This window comes from Mesorhizobium sp. WSM4810 (assembly GCF_055811235.1).
In genome coordinates, this window is sequence record NZ_JBVVQV010000014.1 from 27,467 (window position 1) to 49,900 (window position 22,434).

Sequence of the window (22,434 nt, forward strand, 5' to 3'; positions counted from 1 at the left end):
TTTTATTTGCCCCTGTTTTTCTATAATATGTAATAATCCCTTTATAGTTTTTCTTTTTCGCAGCACCCCCTCATCCGGCCGCTTCGCGGCCACCTCTCCCCCGCTTGCGGGGGCGAGGAACCAAGGTTTCAGAGGTCGCCGACAATCTCCGTATATGTCCTCAACTCACCGTCCTGCCCGCGAATCCGCCAGGTCTCCCCGTCCCGCGCCTCGACATAGCACGGCCCGAGCGGCACCTTGCCGCCGCCGTCCGGCAGGTCCAGCACGTAGACGGGGTTGCAGATGCCCGACAGGCGCGCCCGCAAGGCGCTGACCAGCGCCCGTCCCTCGGCAATCGTGGTGCGCCGATGCGCCATGCCGCGCGCGAGGTCGCCGTGGTGCAGGTAATAGGGTTTTATGCCGAGGCGGTACATCAGCTCGCGGCACAGTTCCTCCAGCACCTCGACGGTGTCGTTGACGCCTTTCAGCAGGACGCTCTGATTGAGCAGCACGAAGCCGCCCTGCCGCAACGCGCGGCAGGCTTCTTCGGTGGCCGGCGTGATCTCCCGCGCGTGGTTGAAATGGGTGACGACTGTGACCATCAGCCGGCCCTGCAGCGAGCGAACCAGCCCTGACGTGACGCGCGAGGGCAGCGCTACGGGCACGCGGGTGTGGATGCGCAAGAGCCGCACATGCGCAACCGCCTCGATGCGGGCGCGGATTTCTGCCAGCGCCTTGTCCGGCAGCGACAGCGGGTCGCCGCCGGTCAGGATCACCTCGCGGATTTCGGGGTGGGCCTCGATATAGGCGAAGGCCGGCTCCAGCGCCTCGCGCGAAAAACCCCGGCCGATCGAGGTCAGCGACTCCTTGCGAAAGCAGAACCGGCAATAGACCGCGCACTGGTAGGTCGCAAACAGCAGAACCCGGTCGGCATGGCGATGCGTCAATCGCGGCACCGGGCTGAAGGCGTGGTCGGCGATCGGATCGTCGAGCTCGCCTTCCTGCTCGGCCAGCTCTTCGGGCGACGGGATGACCTGCGCCCGGATCGGATCGGCGGGGTCGCTCCAGTCGATCAGGTCGAGATAGGCTTTTGGGATGCGAACCTTGTGGCGCGTGGCCGCGGCTTGAGCCGCCGCGCGCTCGGCTGGCGACAGCGGCAGGGAGTCGAGATCGCGCACCTGCCGCACGCCGGCGCGAACATCGTCCTGCCACGCGGCGTCGTAGGCGTGCTCGTCGTCGGCCGCCATGCTGCTGGCGTCGGGGATGTCGAGGTGTGAGGTCATCGCAGGCTCCTTGAATTCGGGCTGGATACAGCATTGGAGCCGAGGTGCGAACCCTTGCCGGATGCACTCGCGAACGCGCACGGCGCCGAAGCTGCCAATCTCCCCCCTCGTGGGGGAGATGCCCGGCAGGGCAGAGGGGGGCGCGAAGGATCGCCAACCTTGTTCGTTCTGAACGCGCAAAGGACGTTCTAAGCGAATGCGCGTGAGAGCGGATCGGTGAGAGAAGTCGGCGGGACAGCGCCCCCCTCTGTCCTGCCGGACATCTCCCCCACAAGGGGGGAGATTGGCAGCTTCAGCGCCCGCCTGATTTCTCAGCACGCCCATCCGGCTTCATGATGATCTCGCGATGCGGATAGGGGATGTCTATGCCGTTTTCCCTAAAAGTGTCCCACAGCGCCAGCAGCACCCTGCCACGCACGTTGGTCAGGCCTTGCTGAGGGTCGTGGATCCAGAAGCGCAGGACGAAATTGAGCGAGGATTCGCCGAAGTCGGTGAGCCAGCAAACCGGCCGCCGGTCCGCTTCGACCCGGCCGACGCTCATGGCGGCCTTGATCGCCAGTTCACTGACCTTATGCGGGTCGGCGTCGTAAGAGACCCCGAAATTCACGTCGAGCCGCACGAGGTTGTCGCTGAACGACCAGTTGATGACCCTTTGGGTGATGAAGTCCTCGTTCGGGATCAGGTATTCGCGGCCGTCGCGCGTCACCACCGAGACAAACCGCGCCCGCAATTCGCGCACCCAGCCGAAAGTGCCTTCGAGCGAAATGGTGTCGCCCGGCTTGATCGACTTGTCGAGCAGGATGATCATGCCGGAGACGAAATTCGAAACCACCTTTTGCAGCCCGAAAGCCAGGCCGACGCCGACGGCGCCGGAAAATATCGTCAGGGCCGTCAGGTCGAGACCGACGGAAGACAGGGCGATGGCACCCGCCACCAGCACAAGGCCGACCTTTGCGACCTTGCCGACGAGGACGCGGATCGAAGGTGTCAGCTCTTCGGAGATGCGGACGCGCTCGTCGATATACTTGCCGACGACCACCGCAAGCCAAACCGTGGCGATCAGCAGCAGCGCCGCTTTCAGCACCATGAGCGCCGAAAGGCGCACCGCGCCCAAAGGTATTGCGAGGCCTTCCAGGAAAGTCGCGGCGTCGTCATCGATGCCCAGGATGACGAGGGCCGCATAGATCCAGGTCAGCCAGGCGAGAGCCCGCGCGACAAAGCGATTGCGGACGATGCGCGACAGCACCGACGCAAACAGCCACGCAAGCGATAGCGAGAGCGCGATATAGATGAAATGGGTCCGGCTCGGCCAGGTGACGGCGCGCATGAGAACGAGCGCGGCAAGCAGGAAGACCGTGAACAGGATCCAGTCGGTGCGCCGCAACAGGGCAACGACGACCCTCAACAGTCCGGGATGCCCCTTGATCTGGCGTGCCCGGTTCTCCACGAGCGGTTCGATGCGCTGCGCTGCGAGCTTCGCGATGAGGAAGAGCACGACGATGATGGCAGCCTGATAGAAAAACCACGGCGTGACGGCGTAGTCGAACCATCGGCTGGCCCGGGCCAGCGATTCATCGATGGCGTTGCGAAAATCCATTCCCACACGACCGTTATGGACTGGCGACCAGCACAATGTCGCCGGCCTGGTGCAGGGTCAAGCCGGCGCTCTGCGCTTCAGCCCCGCGCGCCCCCGGCGCCTCTTGGCCGGTGCGCTCAACATGTCGGGTATAGCCGCCGCCATAAGAGTGACGCACGCGGCCAGGCAGCGGCCGCCAGAAACAACAACTGATTGGAAACAACCGCTGGAAAATCGCCAACGCGCAACATTGAATCACTGTTACATTAGCTTGCTCTTAAATTAGATTTAGCGTATGTATGCAGGTGGCCGGTGATCTACCCCCCAACCGGTTAGGCTCGGCGCCAGTCCCGCCCCCCTCAGGCCAACGACGCCGGGCCGCTCGGCCTTTATTCTCTCTTTAAGTATCCCTGCTGTTCCTGTCGCGCAGTTGAGAAGTCGACCGATGTCGGCCTCTTCGATATCGATCAAGGGGCCTTCACCGGCGGTGAACACATCGACGACGTCCGCGATCCCCTCAGGTGTCGGCCTTCCCGTCGCCAGCCATGGTCGCTAATCTCGGCTCACGGAAAGGCTGGAGAAGCGGAATGGCGAACGACTTGTCGCCAAGGCTTTTGGCGATCGTCGATGCGCTGCCTTTGCGGCAGGGCATGCGGGTGCTGGAGATCGGCTGCGGACCGGGTGCTGCGGCGCGCGAGATCGCGCGCCGGATTGGCGACGGCGACGTGCTGGCGATCGACCGCTCGGCCAAGGCCATCACGCAGGCCAGGGCCGCCTCGCGCGCCGAGATTGCAGCGGGCCGGCTGAGCCTGCGTCAGGTCGCCATCGAGGATTTCCAGTTGGAGGCGGACGAGAAGCATTTCGACATTGCCGTTGCGGTGCGCGTCGGCGCGTTGGACGGGCGTCATCCCGAGGCAGGGAAAATCGCCCTGCAACGGCTCAAGGCCGCGTTGACGGCGCAAGGCCGACTGTACATCGACGGCGGCGATCCGCTGCGCGAAATTGCGATACACGACTGAGCAGCCGGTGCTTCCTTCCGGAATCGAGCGTTTGGGTCATGGTGAGCGGCAACGCCGCTCTGGGCCTCAGCTCCGCAGCCCCGGCGCCTCCTGCCCGGTTCGCTCGACATACTCCGTATAGCCGCCGCCATAGGTATGAATCCCCTCTGGCGTCAGTTCCAGCACCCGGTTCGACAGCGCCGCCAGAAAATGCCGATCATGCGAGACGAACAGCATGGTGCCCTCATATTGCGAAAGTGCCGTGATCAGCATTTCCTTGGTGGCGATGTCGAGGTGGTTGGTCGGCTCGTCCAGCACCAGCAGGTTGGGCGGGTCGAACAGCATCAGCGCCATCACCAGCCGCGCCTTCTCGCCGCCCGACAGCACCCGGCATTTCTTTTCGATCTCGTCGCCGGAAAAACCGAAGCAGCCGGCAAGCGCCCTGAGCGGCGCCTGGCCTGCCTGCGGAAACGCGTCTTCCAGTGTCTGGAACACGGTGCGTTCGCCCTCCAGCACTTCCATGGCGTGCTGGGCGAAATAGCCCATCCTGACGCTCGGCCCGCGCGCCACCGTGCCGTTGTCCGGCGCGGAGGCGCCGGCGACCAGCTTCAGCAGCGTCGACTTGCCGGCACCGTTGATGCCCATCACGCACCAGCGCTCGCGGCGGCGCACCTGGAAATCCAGCCCCTGATAGATCGGGCGGCTGCCATAGCCCTTGTGGACGTTCTTCAGCGTCACCACGTCCTCGCCGCAGCGCGGCGCCGGCTGGAAATCGAACGACACTTTCTGGCGGCGTTTTGGCGGCTCGACGCGGTCGATCTTCTCCAGCTTCTTCACCCGGCTCTGCACCTGGGCGGCATGTGACGCCCGCGCCTTGAAGCGCTCGATGAAGGCGATCTCCTTGGCCAGCATCGCCTGCTGGCGTTCGAACTGCGCCTGCTGCTGCCGGTCGGCGATAGCACGCTGCTGCTGGTAGAATTCATAGTTGCCGGAGTAAGCGGTCAGCGCGCCGCCATCGATCTCCACCACCTTGTCGACGATGCGGTTCATGAACTCGCGGTCGTGCGAGGTCATCAGCAGCGCGCCGTCATAATTCTTCAGGAACTGTTCCAGCCAGATCAGGCTTTCCAGGTCGAGATGGTTGCTCGGCTCGTCAAGCAGCATGGCGTCGGGCCGCATCAGCAGGATCCTGGCAAGCGCCACGCGCATTTTCCAGCCGCCGGAAAGTTTTCCGACGTCGCCGTCCATCATCTCCTGGCTGAAGCCGAGGCCGTCCAGCACTTCGCGGGCGCGGCCATCCAGCGCATAGCCGTCGAGCTCCTCGAACCGCGCCTGCAGGTCGCCGTAGCGGGCGATGATGGCGTCCATCTCGTCGGCGCGATCGGGATCGCCCATGGCCGCTTCGAGCGCGCCCATCTCAGCCGCCACTTCGCTCACCGGCCCGGCGCCGTCCATCACTTCGGCAACCGCGCTGCGGCCCGCCATGTCGCCGACATCCTGGCTGAAATAACCGATGGTGACGCCGCGATCGACCGAGACCTGGCCCTCGTCGGGCTGCTCCTCGCCGTTGATCATGCGAAACAGCGTCGTCTTGCCGGCGCCGTTGGGGCCGACCAGGCCGACCTTCTCGCCCTTCTGCAGGGAGGCGGAGGCCTCGATGAAGACGATCTGCCGGCCGTTCTGCTTGCTGATGCTTTCCAGTCGAATCATGCTTTTCACGCGCGCCCAAGGGATTTTCCCCGCGCCAATACGCGATAGGCGGCGCCTGCGGAAGCCCGCAAATCACGGGAATAGGACGCCACATTCGAAGTTCGAACTGAATTGGCGGAACCTCAGATAGTGCCGGCAGTTTAGAAAGATGACATCAAACAGCGAAGGAGGACGAGATGAAGACCCTAACCGCTATTTTGCTAGCCACCTCAATGATCGGGCTGACGGCCGGCACGGCAAGCGCTACCTGCCACGACACGACCGCATCGATCGAAGCTCAATCAGGCGTCGCAAAAGACGCAACGCGCGCGCCCCTCGAAACCGACGCGAATACCGGTAACAGGGTAAAGGGCGGCCCGGCCAACAAGACCGGCAACACCATGCCGCTTGCCAACCAGGAAGCCGGCGGCGATAAAAACCTTGCTACCTCGCAGCAGGATGTCGAGGCGCAGCAGGAGGGCGAGAAGACAGCAGCGGCCAAGGCCGACCCCTGCAAGCCGGACTGACGCGAATTGAAAGCCGTTTGCAGACGGCGCGCCGCAGCACAAGGCGAAGCGCGATGGTCATCCGATGCCGCCGGTCACCACGTAGGCGCCGGCGGCGCGTCCGTCTTCAAGACGCACGACAGCGGTGACGATCGAGCCGTACGAGCCGCGCCAGACGCTGTGGATCCTCTCATGCTCGTTGGCCGGCACCACCGCGCGCCCGGTGAAGCGCGCCCCGGTCCGCATGCGAATGGGCTCGCCGTTGACATGGACTTTCACGCTGATCTCGGTCCCGGCCTCGCCATCGATGTCGAGCATGATGGTTATCTCATCCTGATCACCGGCATGGCGCGTCTCGGCGGCAAGCGCGACGGTGAGCGGCGGCGCCTCGCCGGGCCGGCGGGCGGAAGGCCGGGCGAAAAAAACATCGTCGGGAAGTTCCGGCGTGCGCGGCGGGCGGCTGCGGCGCTGGCCAAAACGCTCGAAGTCGCCGGCCAGCCGCAGCAGCCGGGTGTCGTCATAGGCCTTGCCGGCGAAGGTTAGGCCGACCGGCATGCCGATATCGGCCATCGCGCCCATCGGCACGGTGACGGTCGGAATGCCGAGATGGCGCGGCACCAGATTGCCATTGGCGACCCAGGTGCCGTTGCGCCAGGCCAGCACTGCGGAGGCCTCGTTGACATCCGCATCGGCCGGCCCGACATCGGCGACGGCGGGAAACACCACTGCGTCGAGCCGTTGCGCGTCGAGCCAATCCTCGAAATCGATGCGCCGCGTCGCCTCCAGGCCTTTCACGCCGGCCTGCAGCTCGGGAATGGCCAGGAATGGCGTGACGCCGCGCTTGGCCCGCTCGACATATCCCGCCACATCAAAACTGTCCTCATAACGGTCTGGCAGCGTGCCCGGCGGCTGCGGAAAGATTTTTGCGCCGTCGACCGACGCGAGATCGGGAATGGCAGGGTCGGCATTGGCGCGCAGGAAATCGTCCCAGGCGAAGACGCACAGGTCCCAGATCTCGCGCTCGGCGAATCCTTTGGGAATCAGCCCGCGATCGACCATGTTTTTTGCTCCCGGCCGGTCGCGCTCGTAGTTGGAGACGACGGGAAAATCGACCTCGACCACATCTGCGCCGAGCCGCCGCAGATTCGCTGCCGCCTGCTGCCACAGCTCCAGCACCGAGGCGCGGGTCTGGATCGCAATTTTGGCCTCCGTATCGCGGCCGATATACATGCGGGGCACGCCGAGCCGCATGCCTCGCAGCGCTCCCTCCAGCTCGAGGCCGGTGTAGAGTGGCGGCCGTACGTCCGAGCTCTTCGGCAGCGCCACCCAGGGCTGCGCGCGCCAGAAATCGCCCCTTGTGTTCGGGTCGTCGGCGACGATCACGTCGAGCAGTTCGAGCATGTCGGGCACGCTGCGCGTATGCGGCACCACCACGTCCATCGTCGGCACCAGCGGCCAGTTGCCGCGCACCGAAATGACGCCGCGCGACGGCGTGTAGGCGACCAGCGCGTTGTTCGACGCCGGCGCGCGGCCCGACGACCATGTCTCCTCGCCAAGCCCGAAGGCGGCGAAGCTGGCGGCGGTCGCGGTGCCGGAACCATTCGACGAGCCCGACGCGAAGGCGGCGGTCAGGTAATCGGCATTGTAGGGGCTTTCCGCCCGGCCGTAGACGCCGCGCTGCATGCCGCCATTGGCCATCGGCGGCATGTTGGTCAGCCCGATCAGCACCGCGCCGCCGGCCCGCAGCCGCCCGATGGTGAAGGCGTCCTCATTGGCGACGAGATGTTCGAAGGCCGGCGAGCCCGCGGCCACTGTGAGGCCTGATACCTTGTAGCTATCCTTGGCGGTATAGGGGATGCCGTCCAGCGGCCCGAGCGCAGCACCGTTCCTGCGGCGCCAGTCGGACGCGGCCGCCTCCTCGAACATTTTGGGGTTGAGCACCGGAACGGCGTTGAGGGCGATGCCATGGCGGTCGTACCTGGCGATGCGCCTGAGATACGCGCCGACCAGCTCGACGCTGGTGACAGTGCCGGCCTCCAGCGCCCGCCGCAGCTCTGCGATCGACGCCTCGACGATGTGGAGATCGGTCACTTTGGGAAAGCCAAACGTCTGTTATCCGCAACAGTTTCAAATATGATCTTTACCTATAATGTCTTGGTGTCCAACAGACCGTCTTCCTTCATCATATCCAGATAAATCTGGACAGCGGGATGGCCATGGGAAGAAGCCTTGAGCAACCATTTAGCGGCTTCCTTGTAGTCCGGTTGTCCATCGATACCGCGATAATACAGCATCCCAAGACTGGCTTCGGCATCGACATTTCCCGTTTTCGCGGCAGCCAGCCACCAGAACTCAGCAGATTTGTGGTCTCTGGCGATGCCTTCACCATTGGCATAGGCGTATGCCACGAGGAGCTGGGCCTGGATATCTCCCTGCTTTGCGGCCTTGAGCCACCACGAAACCGCGTCCGCCTTGCTTTTGCTAACACCAGCGCCTTTCGAATAGGCGACCCCCAGGTTCAGTTGCGAACTGACGTCTCCCTGATTGGCCGCCTTGAGCCACCAAGACGCTGCGTCCGCATCGCTTTGGGTAACACCGTTGCCGATTGAGTATGCATAGCCAAGCGCGGCTTGTGCCTGGGCGTTGGCGTGTTCGGACGCTTTACGCCACCAGACGGCAGCCTGAGCATGATCCTGTTGAACCCCCCAACCCTGTGAATAGGCTTGGCCAACAGCGAATTGAGCGTTGGGATATCCCTGATCGGCCGCCTTACTGAACCAGGAAAATGCCTTTGCGTCATCCTTGCCCACGCCTTTTCCCAACGCATATGCAGTTCCAACGGCATATTGCGCATCGGCGAGGCCACTGGCCGCGGCTTTCATCCACCATTCGAACGCCCTGCGGTCATCCTTCGCCACCGCCCGGCCTTCTGAATAGAGAACGCCAAGGAAGTGTTGACCATTTGCGTGCCCATTGTCCGCAGCCTTCCGCGCCCACATTAAGGCCAACTGATCGTCTTTTCCGATACCTCTGCCATCATAATAAGCTTGGCTGAGGCCGGACGCACCATCTAGGTTTCCTGCCTCTGCGGTCTTGCGCCAAAAGTCCACTGCCAGCGCGTCATTCCGAGCAACGCCTTGGCCTAACCAATATATCAAACCAATATTGTTCTGCGCATCGGGGTTGCCGGCGTCGGCCACTATCTTCCAGTGGCGGAATGCCTCGGCGTAGTCCTTGTCGAGGAATGCCGCTTGCGCCTTCTGGATGGCCGACCACTGAACGTAATAATTGCGAGCTGGCCAAAACAGCACGACAGCAGCCAACACAAGCAAGACGATGGGAAAGATTCTTCGGCGATGTGGCACGGGCAAAATGGACACAGTTGTGTTCGCCTCAAGCGGCCAGTCTTCACTGCTCACGTTCGCCAATCCATTTGTCGATAGCGGTAATCATTAGCGCACGCCGCCTCTTTCCGAAATATTCGCACCTTGAAAATCTAATCAATCTGGCGCTCCGGCGAAAAGCACCACCCCGTCTCCGCCGCCTGCCGGCCAGTCCCGGATGGTGCGGTCGTAGCCGCCGGTCAGCACTGTGCCGTCAGCGGCGAACGCCACGGCGTAGATCGGTCCGGACCGGCTGTCGAACAGCGCGGTCTCGCTGCCGGTTTCCATGTCCCACAGCCGTGCCGTGCCGTCGAGCGAACCGGACAGCAGCCGCTTGCCGTCGGTCGACAGCGCCAGCGCATAGACCGTGGCCCAATGGCCCTCGAGGCGGCGGACTTCGCGGCCGCTGTCGAGATCCCAGAGCTTGATCGTATAATCGCCGCTGCCGGTGATCAGATGGCGCCCGTCGGCCGTGAACACCACGCCATAGGGGCCGCGCTCATGCCCGTGCCAGCTGCGCAGCTGATTGCCGGTGCCGATGTCCCATAGTTTTAGTGTGCCCTCGGTACTGCCGCTGATCGCGCGTGTGCCGTCGGGCGAGACGGCGACCCCGCTGATCGACCAGTCGTGCCCCGGCATCACATGCAGCACCGAGCCTTTCTCGATATCCCAGACGATAACCCTGCCGGTGTCGTGTCCGCTGACGGCACGTTTGCCGTCCGGGCCGATCGCGAGCTTGTTGACGCCGCCGTTCTGGCCTGACGAGAAGACGTGCAGCACCGCGCCATCGGCGAGCTGGCGCAGCGCGATCTCGCCATCGTCGCCCGCCGTCAGCGCCCGCGCCCCATCGGGCAGGAAAAGCGCGGTACGCGCCATGTCCTTGTGGATGCCGAGGGTGCGGATCAGGCGCTTGCCATCGATATCCCAGAGCTTGATCGTGCGGTCGGTACTGGCGCTCATGATCGAGTGACCGTCGGACGCCACCGCCAGCCAGACGACGGGCTCGCGGTGGCCATCGGGCTGCGTCGGCTGCGGCGGCGGAGCCTGAGGCAGCGGCGCGACGGTCTGCGGTGGCGCAGCCGGGGCTGGAGCAGGCTCCGGCGGTGAGACAGGTGGGGCAAGCGCGACCTCGGATGGCGAGGCAGGAGCCGCTTCCGGTTCCGGGGCCGGTGCGCTGGTGACCTCTTGGCTTTCCGGCGCGCTCGGCACGGTTTGCTCGGCGATCAGGCTTTTGCCGGCGTCCTGTGGCTGCCGCGACCAGGGGCCGAGTTGGTCGGCCACCAGAGCGAGCACGGCGAGGAACGGAACGACGGCAAAGAGCCGCCGCAGGCGTGGTCGTCCGCCGGGTTGCAGTTCGGCGCCCCTGCCGAACAGAGGCGTCTTCGGAGCGAGCGTCGATCGGCCCGGCAACAGGCCGGCCCAGAACAGCAGGGCGGCAAGAGCTGAGAAAACACCCGCGGCGCCGAAAAAAGCCAGGCGCGCGGACGCGAAAGCGTCGCCGGCGCCCTCGCCGCCCAGCGCGAAATACACGCGTGTGAAGCAGAGCATGCCGATCGCCAGCAGCAGCATTGCCAGCAGCCTGTCGACAAACCTGTACATCGGGCTCCCCTCGCGCCGCTGTTCGCTTCGTCCGCAATGATGCAGGTCGGCGCCGGGTTTGTCGATGCCCGGTCAATTCCGAAGAGCGAAACAGCGAGCGCAAAACACGCGCCTGCGCCAAAGCGCTCGATATGGCCTGGCGACACTCTCGGTCGCCGCAATGTTGCCCGGTCGCGCGCTAGAATCGCCTGGCAGGGAACTCAGCACCGAGGCCAAGTGATGGATGATTGGAAACTACCCTGGGACGGCGGCTGCCTGTGCGGTGGGATACGCTTTCGCATAAGTGCGCCGCCCTTGCTGACAATGGCCTGTCATTGCACCGGCTGTCAGAAGCTGAGCGCGAGTGCTTATTCCCTGACTATGGCGGTGCCAAGCAGCGGCTTCACCGTTACGCAAGGCGAGCCCTTGGTCGGCGGCATGCATGGCCCGCACCGGCAACTCTACTGCCCGCATTGCAAGAACTGGATGTTCACCCATCCGCACGGCCTGGACTTCTTCGTCAATGTTCGCGCGACCATGCTGGACGAGCATCATTGGTATGTGCCCTTCGTCGAGGTCTTCACGTCGGAAAGGCTGCCCTGGGCAACGACCGCCGCCAGCCACAGCTTCGCCACCCAACCCGACCTTGAGGGGTATACGCCATTGATCGAGGCCTTCGCCCGCGAAGGCGCGCGACCGGGCTGACCGGTTGCGCATGAAGGATTAAGATTGGCGAAACCGCCGATGACGGCCAATCTCCGCTCTCACCGCAACTCCACCCACACCGGGGCGTGGTCGCTGGCGCCGGGCTCGCCGCGGACGTCGCGGTCGATGCCTGCCCCGGCCAGCCGGCGCGTCAGTTTCTTGGACAGCAATATATGATCCAGCCGCAGGCCGGCGTTGCGCGGCCAGCGGTTGCGGCGATAATCCCAGAATGTGTAGAGCGTCTCCTTCGGGTGTTTTTTGCGCAGCGCATCGGTCCAGCCCTGGTCGAGCAGCGCTGCGAAAGCGGCGCGGCTTTCCGGCTGCACCAGCGCATTGTCGTCATAGGAGCGGGTCGGATAGATGTCGCGCGGCTCGGGCACGATGTTGTAGTCGCCGGCCAGCACCACCGGCAGGCCGGTGTCGAACAGTTCTTCCGCATGCGCGTTCAGGCGTTGGTGCCAGGCAAGTTTGTACTGGAATTTCGGGCCGGGCTGCGGGTTGCCGTTCGGCGCATAGAGGCAGGCGACGACGATGCCGCTGACCGCCGCCTCGATGTAGCGGGCCTGGTTATCGCTGTCGTCGCCGGGCAGCGCCTCGCGGGTCAGAACCGGTTCTGAACCCCGCGCCAGTATGGCGACGCCGTTCCAGGTCGGCTGTCCCACCCAAACCGCGCCATAGCCGGCCGCGGCGAGTGCTGTGCGCGGAAACTGCGTCTGCCTGGCCTTCAGTTCCTGCAGGCAGACGATGTCGGGCTTGGCGACAGTCAGCCAGGCGAGCAGGTTCTGCAGCCGGCCGTTGATGTTGTTGACGTTGAAGGTGGCGATCTTCATTGGCCTGCTTCAGCGCACGATGCGCTCGGTCCACGCCTTCACCGCATCGGCTAGTGTCTTCAGATGATCGGCGGCCGAAAAACCGGAGATGCTCTTGCGCGGCTTCAAATCGTGGTCTCCATCTTCCAGCCACCGCATTTCGATGGTGTCGGAAAGGTCATAGGTCGCGACCTCGTCCCTGGTCCCGAATTCGTCGCGTGTGCCCTGAAAAATCAATGTCGGCGTCTTGAGACCGGCGAGGTGTTTTGTCCGAAGCTGCGTCGGTTTCGCCGGCGGATGGAAGGGATAGCCGAGGCAAAGCAGCCCTGAAATGTCGCCCTTCGAAAACACCTCGTCGGCGATCATCGAAGCGACGCGGCCGCCCATCGACTTGCCGCCGATGATGAGCGGCCCGTTCACGCCCTTCGCCCTGAGGTCGGCGATCGCCTTGATGTATTCCGGGTTCACCGTCTCGGCGCGCGGCGGCGGCTTGCGGTGGCCGTAGCGGCGGGCCGCCATGTAGTGGAATTCAAAGCGCGCAACGCGGAACCCGGCTTCGGCCAGCGCTTTTGCCGTGGCATTCATCGAGGCAGAATCCATCGGCGCGCCGGCGCCATGGGCGAGCAGGATGGTGATGGGAGCGGTGTCTGGGCCGTCGTAGAGGAAGGTGGTCATGGGGCGGCCCACTTATCCCACTTATAGAGGCCGCGTTCCGTCCCACCCCCCTCTGGCCTGCCGGCCATCTCCCCCTCAAGGGGGGAGATTAGCAGCTTCGTCTCCCCGCCCACTCCCCAACGGTGGTAGTTGGCGAAACCGTCGGTGACAGCCAATCTCCCCCCTTGAGGGGGAGATGTCCGGCAGGACAGAGGGGGGTGTTCAAGCGCGACCAAACGAGCCCTCACCCCGCCGATTTGTGCGCCAGCTGCAAATCGATGAACTGAATACCCTTGGCCGCCATCCGCGCCCATTCGGAGCCGGCGTCGAGCTCGAGATAGCGCGCCCAGTTCCGCCGCGCCTCGGCGAGGTTGCCGGCGTCGAACTCCAGCCTTGCCAGGTTGAACACCGCATCGGCATAGTTTTGGTCGAGCGCTATCGCCTTCTGCAGATTCCGGCGCGCCGAGGCCTCGCGACCCTCATCGCTCATCAGCCCGGCCAGATTGAACCAGGCCTCGACAAAGCCGGGGTCACACTTGATGGCGCGGGCATAGTCGTGCGCCGCCTCGGGCGCGCGTCCAGCGGCGCGCAGGCAGTTGGCGCGGTTGAAGGCGGCGATCGCATCGCTCGGATCGATGGCAAGGCAGCGCTGGTAGAGTGCAGCCGCCTGTTCGTGGTCTTCAGCCTCTTCCGCGGCTTCAGCATCGGCGAACAGTTCTTCCAGCGTGTCATCGTCAGGCGTTCCCAGATCGAACAGCAGCTGGCCGTCGAGTTCGCTCTGGCCGCCCTCGAGATAGATCTGATCGGCGCGCCCGTGCTGCGAGCCGACATTCAGCGACTTGGCGGTCAGCGAAGCGACCGGACCGCAGCGGTGCACCGAGCGCGCGATCGCCCCCCACGAGGCGCCGCCGGCGACCAGCCCGGCATATTTGCGGGCCAGGATCAAATCGCGAAACGAATAGGGTTCGCAATCATGCTCAAAGGCATCGAAAAGCGACAACAGGTCGAGGTCGGATGCGGCCAATCGCGATTGATCGAGAAGCGACTGCCGCGACAACGCCGAGGCCTCTGGCGCCTTGATCAGCCCGAGCAGGCGCAAAAAACCGTTTTCGCTGATCAGCTTGCGCCCGGCCGCACGCTCGGCGGCGACGCGGCGCTCGATCTCGGCATCCCCGGCCTTGGCCAGAAGTTTGCGGCCGAACACGACATGGCTGGTGCGCCTGTTGACGCCGCGTCGCAACTGGCCCTGCCGGCGCTCGACTTCACGCGCCGCCAGCCTCAGCGGGAACGCCGCCAGCGCGCCGATCGCGCCGAAGACGCTGCCGGAAATCATACCGGTGGGCGCTGTCACCCTTTGCTCTTGCCGACGGCCTTGAGCAGATTGGCCTTGAGCGGATTTTCCTTGGCCGCGCCGGCGCCGCCCCTGGCGGATTTCGTTGCCGGTTTCGCCGCTTCATCGGCCTTGCTCTTGCTCTTGGCCGGCGGCTTGGCCGATTGCGACAGGCTGGCCTTCAGCGCATCCATCAGGTTGATCACGTTGCCGCGCTCGGGCGCGGCCGCAATGATCGGCTTGTGACCCTTGAGCTTCTCGCGGATCATCGCCATCAGCGCGATCTCATAGCGATCCTCATAGTTCTTCGGATCGAAGGTGGTTTCCTTCTGCTTGATCAGCGCTTCGGCAAGCTGCAGCATTTCCGGGTCGGGCTTGCCGGCCGGGATATTGCCGAAATATTCAGCCGTGCCGCGCACTTCGTTCGGGTTCCTCAAGGTGCAGACGAACATGCCGTTCTCGCGCGCCCCGATCGTCACCACGCGCTCGCGGCTGGACAGCACCAGCCGTGCGATCGCCAGCTTGCCGGATTTGCGCATGGCTTCGCGCAGCACCGCGAAAGTTTCCTCGGCCATCGCGCCATCCGGCGCCAGATAGTAGGGGGCGTCCTGGTAGATGACGTCGACCGAATGCTCGTCGACAAAAGCCTCGATGTTCATCGTGTGGTTGGATTCGATGCGCACCGCCTCGAGGTCGGTATCTTCGATGATAATATACTGCTTGTCCTCGTATTCGTAGCCCTTGACCAGATCCGAGCGCTCGACCAGTCCGAGCTCGGGGTCGACCGGCTTCATGTTGATGCGGTTGTGGGTGTCCTTGTGCAGCTGGTTGAAACTGATGCGCTCACTGGCACTCGTCGCCGGATACAGCCGGACCGGACAGCTGACGAGACTGAGCTTGAGGTAACCTTTCCAACTTGCCCTGGGCGCCATGAAACTCTCCTACGCGGCCGTGCACTGTCGAACTGTTCGCAGCGCTTCGTCCAAAGGACGAACGACGCTGCGCAAAACCTACATCGCCCTCACAATACCGGCAAATCCCTAGCGAAATCTTCCATGTCGGCCCAGGGGTCGCCGGAGGTGGCCAGAAGGCCCGGCAGTGAAGAATAATTCAAATCTTCCGGAGCGTCGATGGATTCCAGATCGGACCAGCTCACCGGCGTCGAGGCCGGCAGGTTTGTGCGGGCGCGCAGCGAGTAAGGTGCCGCCGATGTGTGGCCGCGCGCGTTGCGATGAAAGTCGATGAAGATGCGCCGCTTGCGGTTGTCCTTGCCCATCGTGGTGGTGAAGGTGTCGGGCGCCGTGGCGGCCAATGCCGAGGAGATGGCGCTGGTCGCCTGGTGCAGCTTTTTCCAGTTCTGTTTTTGCGTCACCGGCACTGAGATGTGGATGCCCTTGCCGCCCGAGGTTTTGGCAAACGGCACCAGCCCCATCGCCTCCAGTTCGGCGCGGATATGCACCGCCGCCTCGACCACCTCGCGCCAGCTAACCCCCTCGCCGGGATCGAGGTCGAAGACGATCAGGTCGGGTTTGTCGAGCCGAGTGCGATGGGTGCCCCAGGTGTGGAACTCGACGACGCCGAACTGCGCCAGCGCCAGATAGCCCTTGGCGTCCTCGACCGACAGGTAGGATTTGGTCTCGCCCTCGGAATTGGTCGCCTCGAAAGTCGCCACCGATTTCGGCATGCCGGTGAAGGCATGGCGCTGGAAGAAACAGTCCTGCGGCTTGCCGGTCGGGCAGCGCACCAGCGACACCGGGCGGCCCAAAATATGCGGCAGCATGAAGTCGCCGACCAGCGCGTAATAGACGGCGATATCGAGCTTGGTCGGTCCGGTTCTGCCGAACAGCCGCCGCGTCGGGTTGGTCACCCATATCGTGGCGAGGTCGGCCTCGGCGATCAGCCGCTTGCGCCTGGCCGATACAGGCGTCGACAGGCCGACGTCGCGCAGTCCGCGGAACACGGCATGGCGCAGCGCATTGTCGGTGGTCCGGTTGGCATAGTGGATATGGGCCGAAAGCAGCGGCCGCACCCAGTTCATCTCGCGCATGATCTCGCGTGGAACGCCTTCGGGTGCAGACGCGCCGGCGCGCAGCGGCTCCAGCCGGGCCAGCAACGCGGTGGCGGTGGCGGCGTCGAAGCCGGTGCCGACCTTGCCGCGATAGTGCAGCTCGCCATCCTCGAATTCGCCGAGCCCGAGTGCGGCCAGCCCCTCGGCTGCAGCGGAGGTGGTGTAGCCGGCGATGACGAAATCGCCGGTCTTCAGCGCCTTGGTCTTGGTCCACGTCTTGGTGCGGCCGCTCTGGTAGATCGCCGTGGCGCGCTTGGAGACGATGCCTTCCAGCCCCATCTCGGAGGCCTGGTCGTAGAGCGCCTGGCCATCGCCTTCGACATGGTCCGAGAACTGGATGGCGGAGTTGGCGCCCAGGCCGGACAGCAATTGCGACATCAGCGCCTTGCGCCGGCCGAGCGGTGCTTTTGTCAGGTCCCAGCCGTCGAGATACAACAGGTCGAAGGCATAGAAGTGGAGCTTGTTGCCGGCGCCTTGCGCCAATGCCTCCTGCAGCAGCGCGAAGCGGCTGACGCCCCTGGCGTCGAGCGCAACGACCTCGCCGTCGATGATTGCATCGCGGCAGGGCAGCCTGGCAAAGGCGAGCGGCAGGTCGCCATAGCGCCTGGTCCAGTCGAGGCCGGCGCGGGTGATCAATTTGACCGCGCCGTCGGCCAGATGTGCCATGGTGCGGTAGCCGTCGAATTTTATTTCGTGCAGCCAGATTTCGCGCGTTTTTTCGGCAGGGCTTTCGCCGCCCGGCGGCTTCGGAACCTGCGTGGCCAGCTGCGGCTCGATCCGGGAAGGCAGCGGCGCCTTGACCGCACCCGGCAGCGCACCGGGTTTCAATGCCACCGGTTTCGCAGGCCTTGCGGCAGGCTTTGCCACCAACTCCTCGATGCGACGGCCGGATTTGACGCTTTCCGGCCGGGCTTCCAGTATGTCGAGCCTGGCGTCGGCGGCGAGGTCGCGCTCCTTGAACAGCAGCCAGTTCTTTTTGCCCTCATCCTCGCCGGGCTTCGGTTTCAGCCTGGTCAGCATCCAGCCGCCATTCAGCTTCTCGCCGGCGAGACGAAATTTGAACGAGCCGGTGCGCAAGCTCTTTTCGACATCGTCCATCGGCGCCCAGACACCGGTGTCCCAGACGATCATCGGCCCGCCGCCATATTCGCCCTCGGGAATGACGCCTTCGAAGTCGATATATTCAAGCGGATGGTCCTCGGTCTCGACCGCCAGCCGCTTGTCGGCCGGATTGAGCGACGGGCCGCGAGGCACCGCCCAGCTCTTCAGCACATCGCCGACCTGCAGGCGAAGATCGTAATGGTCGGCAGTAGCATGATGCTTGTGGACGACGAAGCGATTGCCTTCTGCGGCAACCGGCCCGCCGGCGGGCTCCGGCGTCTTGCTGAATTCGCGCTTGGCGCGATAGGCCTTGAGTTTTGAAGGAGCTGGCATGTCAAAGATCGAAGCGCGCGGCAGTCAGCAACCAGCGTCTCATTCCTTCGCGCCCCCCTCTGTCCTGCCGGACATCTCCCCCACGAGGGGGGAGATTGGATGTCACGAATGCTTTCGCCAATCTCCGACGTCGCAAAGAGGGCGCCAACAGTGACGCTGCCGATCTCCCCCCGTGTGGGGGAGATGTCCGGCAGGACAGAGGGGGGCGCTGTCCCGCCAGCATCAAAATTCCACCGCAGCGGCGCTCACGCAGCTCAATCGTCGGTGGCCGGCGTCAATTCGAGCTCGGCAGGCGACAGACCCTGCTGGAGCTGGCTCAGCCGGAATTCGTCGACCCAATAAGCCTCGCCGTCGACGAGGACACGCGCCTTGTAGGCGCCGGCGGAAAAGCTCTGTGCGGTGATGTAGACCTTGTGGCGGCCGAGCGCCCTGCGCACTGCAGCGCGCTTGGAATTCTGGCTGGTGACGGAACTGGCCATGGACTGCTCATACACACGCCGCCGCAGGAGAAGACGGCTGGCATAAGGATGGCCGAGACAGACGGTTGTGTCAATTTTTCAACTTGCCTACGGCAGCTTCGCCAGCTCGGCAGCGTGGCGGATGGCAAGCAAGGCGTCCCGGTTGGCCACCGGATAGCCTGCGATGAAGCGTTCGACCGAAAAGCCTGGAAATTCGGCTCTCAAGCGGGCCGCGGCGCGCGCCGCCTCGCCGGTCTCGCCCATGGCCGCATGCGAAAGCGCCAGGAACATCAGCACGTCCGGCGACTCCGGCGAACTCCTGCGGAGCGCCGCGACAGCTTCCCGATGCCTGCCGGCGGCAAACAGGATGCGGCCTTGCATGCCGAAATACCAGGGCGGGGCCAATGGATTGAGGCGCATGGCACGCTCGATGAGCGGGATCGCCTCGGCTGGATCACCGGCGACAAGCGCTTTGCTGCCGGCCAGCAGCGCCAGTATGCCGGCGTGGTTGGAGCCGTATTCGAGAGCGCGCCGGTGCGCGCGCTCCGCTCCTTCGAGATCGCCAAGGCATGCCCTGACATTGCCAAGGCATGCGTGAGCGCAGCTGTCCGTCGGGTCGAGACGCAAGGCGTTTTCGGCCGTGATCCACCCGTTCTCGATCGACGTCAGCACGTCGTCGCCAAAGCCGTTACAGGCCTCGATCGAATAGGCGTAGGCGAGTTCGGCCCAGCAGTTTGCGAAGGTAGGATCAAGCTCCAGCGCGCGCGAAAACAAGCGGATCGCCTCGGCATTGCTGGCGCGGCTGAACATGGTGTGCTGTTCGAGGGCAAGCAGATAAAAATCATAGGCCCGCAAGCTGGCCAGCGGCTTGCGGCGAACCGCGTTGCGGCCGACCGTGGCCAGCGTTCCATAACTGCCGGCGAACACATTGATGATGCTTTCGGTCAGGCTGTCCTGCAGCGCGAAAATGTCCTCGGCCGGGCGATCGTAGCGCTCCCTCCACAGGTCGACGCCGCTACGGGCATCGGCAAGCTCTATCGTCAAGCGAATCCTCTGGTCGTCCGCACGCAACTGGCCCGATACGAAATAGGTGGCGCCGAGCGCCTTGCCGTCCGCCGCGAAATCGGCCGGCTTGCTGCCCAGCGATTTCATCGTGTGGAAGGCGATGACAGGCAGGCCCGCGTATCGCGCCAGGTTGATGGTGATGTCTGACGACAGGCCGTCGGCAAAGCGGTTCCAGCGCTCTTCGGAATTCAGGCATTCAATCGGAAATATGGCGAGCACCGGCGGAGCGTCCGACGGGGGTGACTGCCCGCCCGGCCGAGCGCCGGAAGCGCCGGCAAAATACGCCGCGAGTCCGATCTTGGTGCGCACGCCAAGTTTTTCGTAGATGGCCGCAAGGTGGGTGCGAACAGTGGTCGGGGCAATGAAAAGTGCATTGCCGATTTCGCGATAGGTCATGCCGGTTGCGAATTTTTCCGCGACCGCGCGCTCGCGACCCGACAAGGCATCGAGCGTCTGCGCTTTCGAAGCGTCATTGACCGTCATGGTGGAACCCGTCCCAGGACAGAATACTACAAATGCAGGAGGCCGAATACTGCATCTGCCCGATCCCGTCGCAGGCGCACAAATTGCAAGGTCGTTTGCCGCAAAAAGCGGCAATCCGGGGGAGGTTTCCATGCGTCCTGTTTCGATAATGCTGGCATGCACGATCTTGAGTTTTTCCGCCGCCCAGTCGCCGTCGTTCGCAAGAGGATGCAGGCAGGTGCTGGAATCGGATGTGAAAATCACGAGCATGCGCCTCTATGCCGACATCCTGGCCAATGCCGCCCGCAACGGCTGGGACTACACGCCTGAATCGATCGTCAGCGGCTCAAAGCGGCATTTCGAGGAGATGAAGCTCCAGTTGAATGACGCCGGCTATGAGATCATGCCCGTCGGCGTCCGCCTGTATTGCAAGCGGTGGGACAAGCTCGCCGCCCGCTAGCAACCAGCGATCCGCCCTTTGCGGCGCAAGCTTTGCCGAGACATCGATATGTCGAAGGTGCAGGCCAACTGTCTGCTTCTGCTTGCCGCTGCCTTTTGGGGCTTCGGCAATGTTGCGCAGAAGACTGTGCTGGATCATCTCGATCCGCTCAGCGCCGTGGGCATGCGCTGCCTGATCGCGGGGCTCATGGTCGCGCCGCTGACGGGGCTCGAATGGGGAACGAAATCCGGGCCAGGCTACTGGATCAGCCTCGCCAAAGTCAGCGCTCTGTTCTCGATATCCATCATCATCCAGCAGGTCTCCTATCTCGACACGTCGGTTACCAATGCGAGTTTCCTGGTGAGCACCGCAACGGTGATGACACCGCTTGCGGCCTGGTTGCTGATTGGCGAGCGCCCGACTGCTGTCGGCGGGCTTGCGGCTGCCATGACATTGGCCGGTGTCCTGCTGCTGTCCGGAGGCTTGATCACCAGCTTCAGCCAGGGCGATCTCGCTGCGACACTTTCGGCCGCGTGCTACGCGCTGTGGATGGTGGAGCTTGGTCGCCACATGCAGACCCACGGCGCGCCGATCGCAGCGGCTGCCGCGCAATTTCTCGGCGCCGCCGTGATCACGCTGCCGCTCGGCGCCCTTTTGGGTAATCTGTCGCTGGCCGCCATCAGCGATGCCGCCCCGGAACTCGCCGTGCTCGGCATCTTCTCGACAGGGGCCGCCTTCGGCATGCAGACGATCGCTCAACGCTTCACCTCGGCCAGCCATGCCGCGGTGATCGTCAGCGCAGAGAGCGTGTTCGGAGCGGTTGGTGCCGCCATATTTCTGGGCGAGCGTCTGTCGCCGACCGGAGCAGCCGGTGCTGCGGTCATATTTGGATCAATCACGTTGCTGTCGCTGACAACCGATAAAATCAGCAAGCCGGCGGTGGCAGACTGAGAGATTGTGAGACCAGGCGCTGCGGCTCCATTCGATTTCAGCACAATATCAGCATCCGTTCAGGACGCGGATGCCTTGTCGCGGCGATGCTCCCGGGAGACAAACCCGATGAGCGACCATGACAATCGCCCTGACAGAAGACCTCCTCGCCAGGATCGATCGCAAGATCGAAGACGCCGGCCCGGCGCCTGGACTGCGCAATCTGGAGGATCGCGACTATGTCGGCATTCGCAAGCAACTGCTTGCGGGACGCCCGCGTGACGTCTGGGTTTTCGCCTACGGCTCCCTGCTGTGGAACCCTTGCTTCGAATTCGTCGAGGAGCGACCGGCAACCGTGCATGGCTGGCATCGGCGATTTTCGCTGTGGCTGACCCGCTGGCGCGGCACGCGCGAGCGGCCCGGGCTGATGCTTGCGCTCGACCGCGGCGGCAGCTGCCGCGGTGTCGTCTATCGTCTCCCCGACCTTGATATCGACGCGGCAATCGACCGGCTGCTGCGCCGGGAGATGAGCGCCAACCCGCCGACCAACATTCCGCGCTGGGTTTCGGTTCGAGGCGCGGCTGGGAATTTGCGGGCCATCGCCTTCGTCGCCGACCGGAGTGGCCCCGCCTATGCAGCAGACCTGCCCGAGCAGACCACAGTGGAAATCCTGTCGCTCGCCGCGGGCCACATCGGAAGTTGCGCCGACTATCTGCGCCGGACCGTCGTTCAGCTTGAAGCCCGCAACATCCGCGACGCCACGCTATGGCGGCTGCAAGGCAAGGTCGCCGCCTACCTCGGATCATTGCAATCCGGCACGCCCTTGCCGGCACCAACCGTGGAGATCGATTATGCATGCGAAGGCTGAAGGACCATTCTCCCCGTCGGTTCTGGCACGGGAAGCCGTGCACCGGATCCTGTCGACGGGCAACGTTGAATTCTGTGGCGGCGAAACGGCCCAGATGCTGCACTATCTCGACCGACTGATGCCGAGTGAGACAGCCAGGATTCCTGCCGAAACGATTCCTGCTGAAACGAGGCCGCGCCTGTGGCAGCGCCTTTCCCGCATCTTTCGGGCTTGACCTTAC

General features: G+C 64.1%; 20 protein-coding genes. 7 read left to right on the forward strand and 13 right to left on the reverse strand.

The window, feature by feature from the left end; all coding sequences use genetic code 11:
- Positions 1 to 128: 128 nt before the first annotated feature.
- Together AC0L3O_RS20160 and AC0L3O_RS20165 are read right to left on the reverse strand one after the other, a co-directional pair.
- Positions 129 to 1,262: a KamA family radical SAM protein gene (locus AC0L3O_RS20160; protein ID WP_473616421.1), complete on the reverse strand. Its 1,134-nt coding sequence runs from the start codon at positions 1,260 to 1,262 to the stop codon at positions 129 to 131.
- A 292-nt stretch (positions 1,263 to 1,554) separates the two neighbouring features.
- Positions 1,555 to 2,859: a mechanosensitive ion channel family protein gene (locus tag AC0L3O_RS20165; protein ID WP_473616422.1), complete on the reverse strand. Its 1,305-nt coding sequence runs from the start codon at positions 2,857 to 2,859 to the stop codon at positions 1,555 to 1,557.
- 566 nt (positions 2,860 to 3,425) lie between these two features.
- Between AC0L3O_RS20165 and AC0L3O_RS20170 the strand changes: the two genes are divergently transcribed.
- A complete protein-coding gene (locus AC0L3O_RS20170; RefSeq protein WP_473616424.1) occupies positions 3,426 to 3,857 on the forward strand; it encodes an SAM-dependent methyltransferase in 432 nt (143 codons plus the stop codon).
- Between the two features lie 66 nt (positions 3,858 to 3,923).
- On the opposite strand, the gene AC0L3O_RS20175 is transcribed toward AC0L3O_RS20170, so the two are convergent.
- The gene (locus AC0L3O_RS20175; RefSeq protein WP_473616425.1) at positions 3,924 to 5,546 is read right to left on the reverse strand and encodes an ABC-F family ATP-binding cassette domain-containing protein; all 1,623 of its coding nucleotides are present in this window, start codon (positions 5,544 to 5,546) and stop codon (positions 3,924 to 3,926) included.
- Positions 5,547 to 5,722: 176 nt separating this feature from the next.
- On the opposite strand from AC0L3O_RS20175, the gene AC0L3O_RS20180 reads away from it, so the two are divergent.
- Positions 5,723 to 6,052, forward strand: a complete 330-nt coding sequence (locus tag AC0L3O_RS20180; protein WP_023799016.1) for a hypothetical protein — start codon at positions 5,723 to 5,725, stop codon at positions 6,050 to 6,052.
- Between the two features lie 57 nt (positions 6,053 to 6,109).
- Here the strand turns inward: AC0L3O_RS20180 and AC0L3O_RS20185 are convergent, their stop codons facing one another.
- The 3 genes from AC0L3O_RS20185 to AC0L3O_RS20195 form a co-directional block, all read right to left on the reverse strand.
- Positions 6,110 to 8,122 carry an amidase gene (locus tag AC0L3O_RS20185; RefSeq protein WP_473616426.1) on the reverse strand — a complete coding sequence of 671 codons (2,013 nt, stop codon included), beginning with the start codon at positions 8,120 to 8,122 and terminating at the stop codon, positions 6,110 to 6,112.
- Between the two features lie 53 nt (positions 8,123 to 8,175).
- Positions 8,176 to 9,450 (reverse strand): tetratricopeptide repeat protein, encoded by a 1,275-nt coding sequence (locus tag AC0L3O_RS20190; protein WP_473616428.1) that lies wholly within the window; start codon positions 9,448 to 9,450, stop codon positions 8,176 to 8,178.
- An 81-nt stretch (positions 9,451 to 9,531) separates the two neighbouring features.
- Complete coding sequence (locus AC0L3O_RS20195) at positions 9,532 to 11,013, reverse strand: WD40 repeat domain-containing protein (protein WP_473616429.1); 1,482 nt, start codon at positions 11,011 to 11,013, stop codon at positions 9,532 to 9,534.
- Between the two features lie 219 nt (positions 11,014 to 11,232).
- On the opposite strand from AC0L3O_RS20195, the gene AC0L3O_RS20200 reads away from it, so the two are divergent.
- Entirely contained in the window at positions 11,233 to 11,697 is a 465-nt protein-coding gene (locus AC0L3O_RS20200) for a GFA family protein (protein ID WP_128170363.1), read from the forward strand.
- Between the two features lie 59 nt (positions 11,698 to 11,756).
- Here AC0L3O_RS20200 and AC0L3O_RS20205 read toward each other — a convergent pair whose 3' ends face one another.
- The 7 genes from AC0L3O_RS20205 to AC0L3O_RS20235 form a co-directional block, all read right to left on the reverse strand.
- Entirely contained in the window at positions 11,757 to 12,527 is a 771-nt protein-coding gene (locus tag AC0L3O_RS20205) for an exodeoxyribonuclease III (RefSeq protein ID WP_128247021.1), read from the reverse strand.
- 9 nt (positions 12,528 to 12,536) lie between these two features.
- Complete coding sequence (locus tag AC0L3O_RS20210; protein ID WP_473616430.1) at positions 12,537 to 13,181, reverse strand: alpha/beta hydrolase family protein; 645 nt, start codon at positions 13,179 to 13,181, stop codon at positions 12,537 to 12,539.
- 223 nt (positions 13,182 to 13,404) lie between these two features.
- Positions 13,405 to 14,493, reverse strand: a complete 1,089-nt coding sequence (locus AC0L3O_RS20215) for a tetratricopeptide repeat protein (protein WP_287378003.1) — start codon at positions 14,491 to 14,493, stop codon at positions 13,405 to 13,407.
- 14 nt (positions 14,494 to 14,507) lie between these two features.
- Positions 14,508 to 15,422: a non-homologous end joining protein Ku gene (ku, locus tag AC0L3O_RS20220; RefSeq protein ID WP_473616432.1), complete on the reverse strand. Its 915-nt coding sequence runs from the start codon at positions 15,420 to 15,422 to the stop codon at positions 14,508 to 14,510.
- An 89-nt stretch (positions 15,423 to 15,511) separates the two neighbouring features.
- On the reverse strand, positions 15,512 to 17,992 hold the full coding sequence (gene ligD / locus AC0L3O_RS20225; protein ID WP_473616433.1) for a DNA ligase D: 2,481 nt from the start codon (positions 17,990 to 17,992) through the stop codon (positions 15,512 to 15,514).
- Positions 17,993 to 18,246: 254 nt separating this feature from the next.
- Positions 18,247 to 18,471: a hypothetical protein gene (locus tag AC0L3O_RS20230; RefSeq protein WP_023799025.1), complete on the reverse strand. Its 225-nt coding sequence runs from the start codon at positions 18,469 to 18,471 to the stop codon at positions 18,247 to 18,249.
- Positions 18,472 to 18,558: 87 nt separating this feature from the next.
- Positions 18,559 to 19,998: a LuxR C-terminal-related transcriptional regulator gene (locus AC0L3O_RS20235; protein WP_023799026.1), complete on the reverse strand. Its 1,440-nt coding sequence runs from the start codon at positions 19,996 to 19,998 to the stop codon at positions 18,559 to 18,561.
- Here AC0L3O_RS20235 and AC0L3O_RS20240 point away from each other — a divergent pair.
- From AC0L3O_RS20240 to AC0L3O_RS20255, 4 genes are all read left to right on the forward strand, one after another.
- Positions 19,988 to 20,437 carry a hypothetical protein gene (locus AC0L3O_RS20240; RefSeq protein ID WP_156942584.1) on the forward strand — a complete coding sequence of 150 codons (450 nt, stop codon included), beginning with the start codon at positions 19,988 to 19,990 and terminating at the stop codon, positions 20,435 to 20,437. The genes AC0L3O_RS20235 and AC0L3O_RS20240 overlap by 11 nt on opposite strands.
- Before the next feature lie 48 nt (positions 20,438 to 20,485).
- Positions 20,486 to 21,367 carry a DMT family transporter gene (locus tag AC0L3O_RS20245; RefSeq protein ID WP_023799028.1) on the forward strand — a complete coding sequence of 294 codons (882 nt, stop codon included), beginning with the start codon at positions 20,486 to 20,488 and terminating at the stop codon, positions 21,365 to 21,367.
- Between the two features lie 118 nt (positions 21,368 to 21,485).
- Positions 21,486 to 22,214 (forward strand): gamma-glutamylcyclotransferase, encoded by a 729-nt coding sequence (locus tag AC0L3O_RS20250; protein ID WP_051407813.1) that lies wholly within the window; start codon positions 21,486 to 21,488, stop codon positions 22,212 to 22,214.
- Positions 22,198 to 22,428, forward strand: coding sequence for a hypothetical protein (locus AC0L3O_RS20255; RefSeq protein ID WP_023799029.1), 231 nt, complete (start codon positions 22,198 to 22,200; stop codon positions 22,426 to 22,428). The genes AC0L3O_RS20250 and AC0L3O_RS20255 overlap by 17 nt, the downstream gene beginning before the upstream one ends.
- Positions 22,429 to 22,434: the final 6 nt, after the last annotated feature.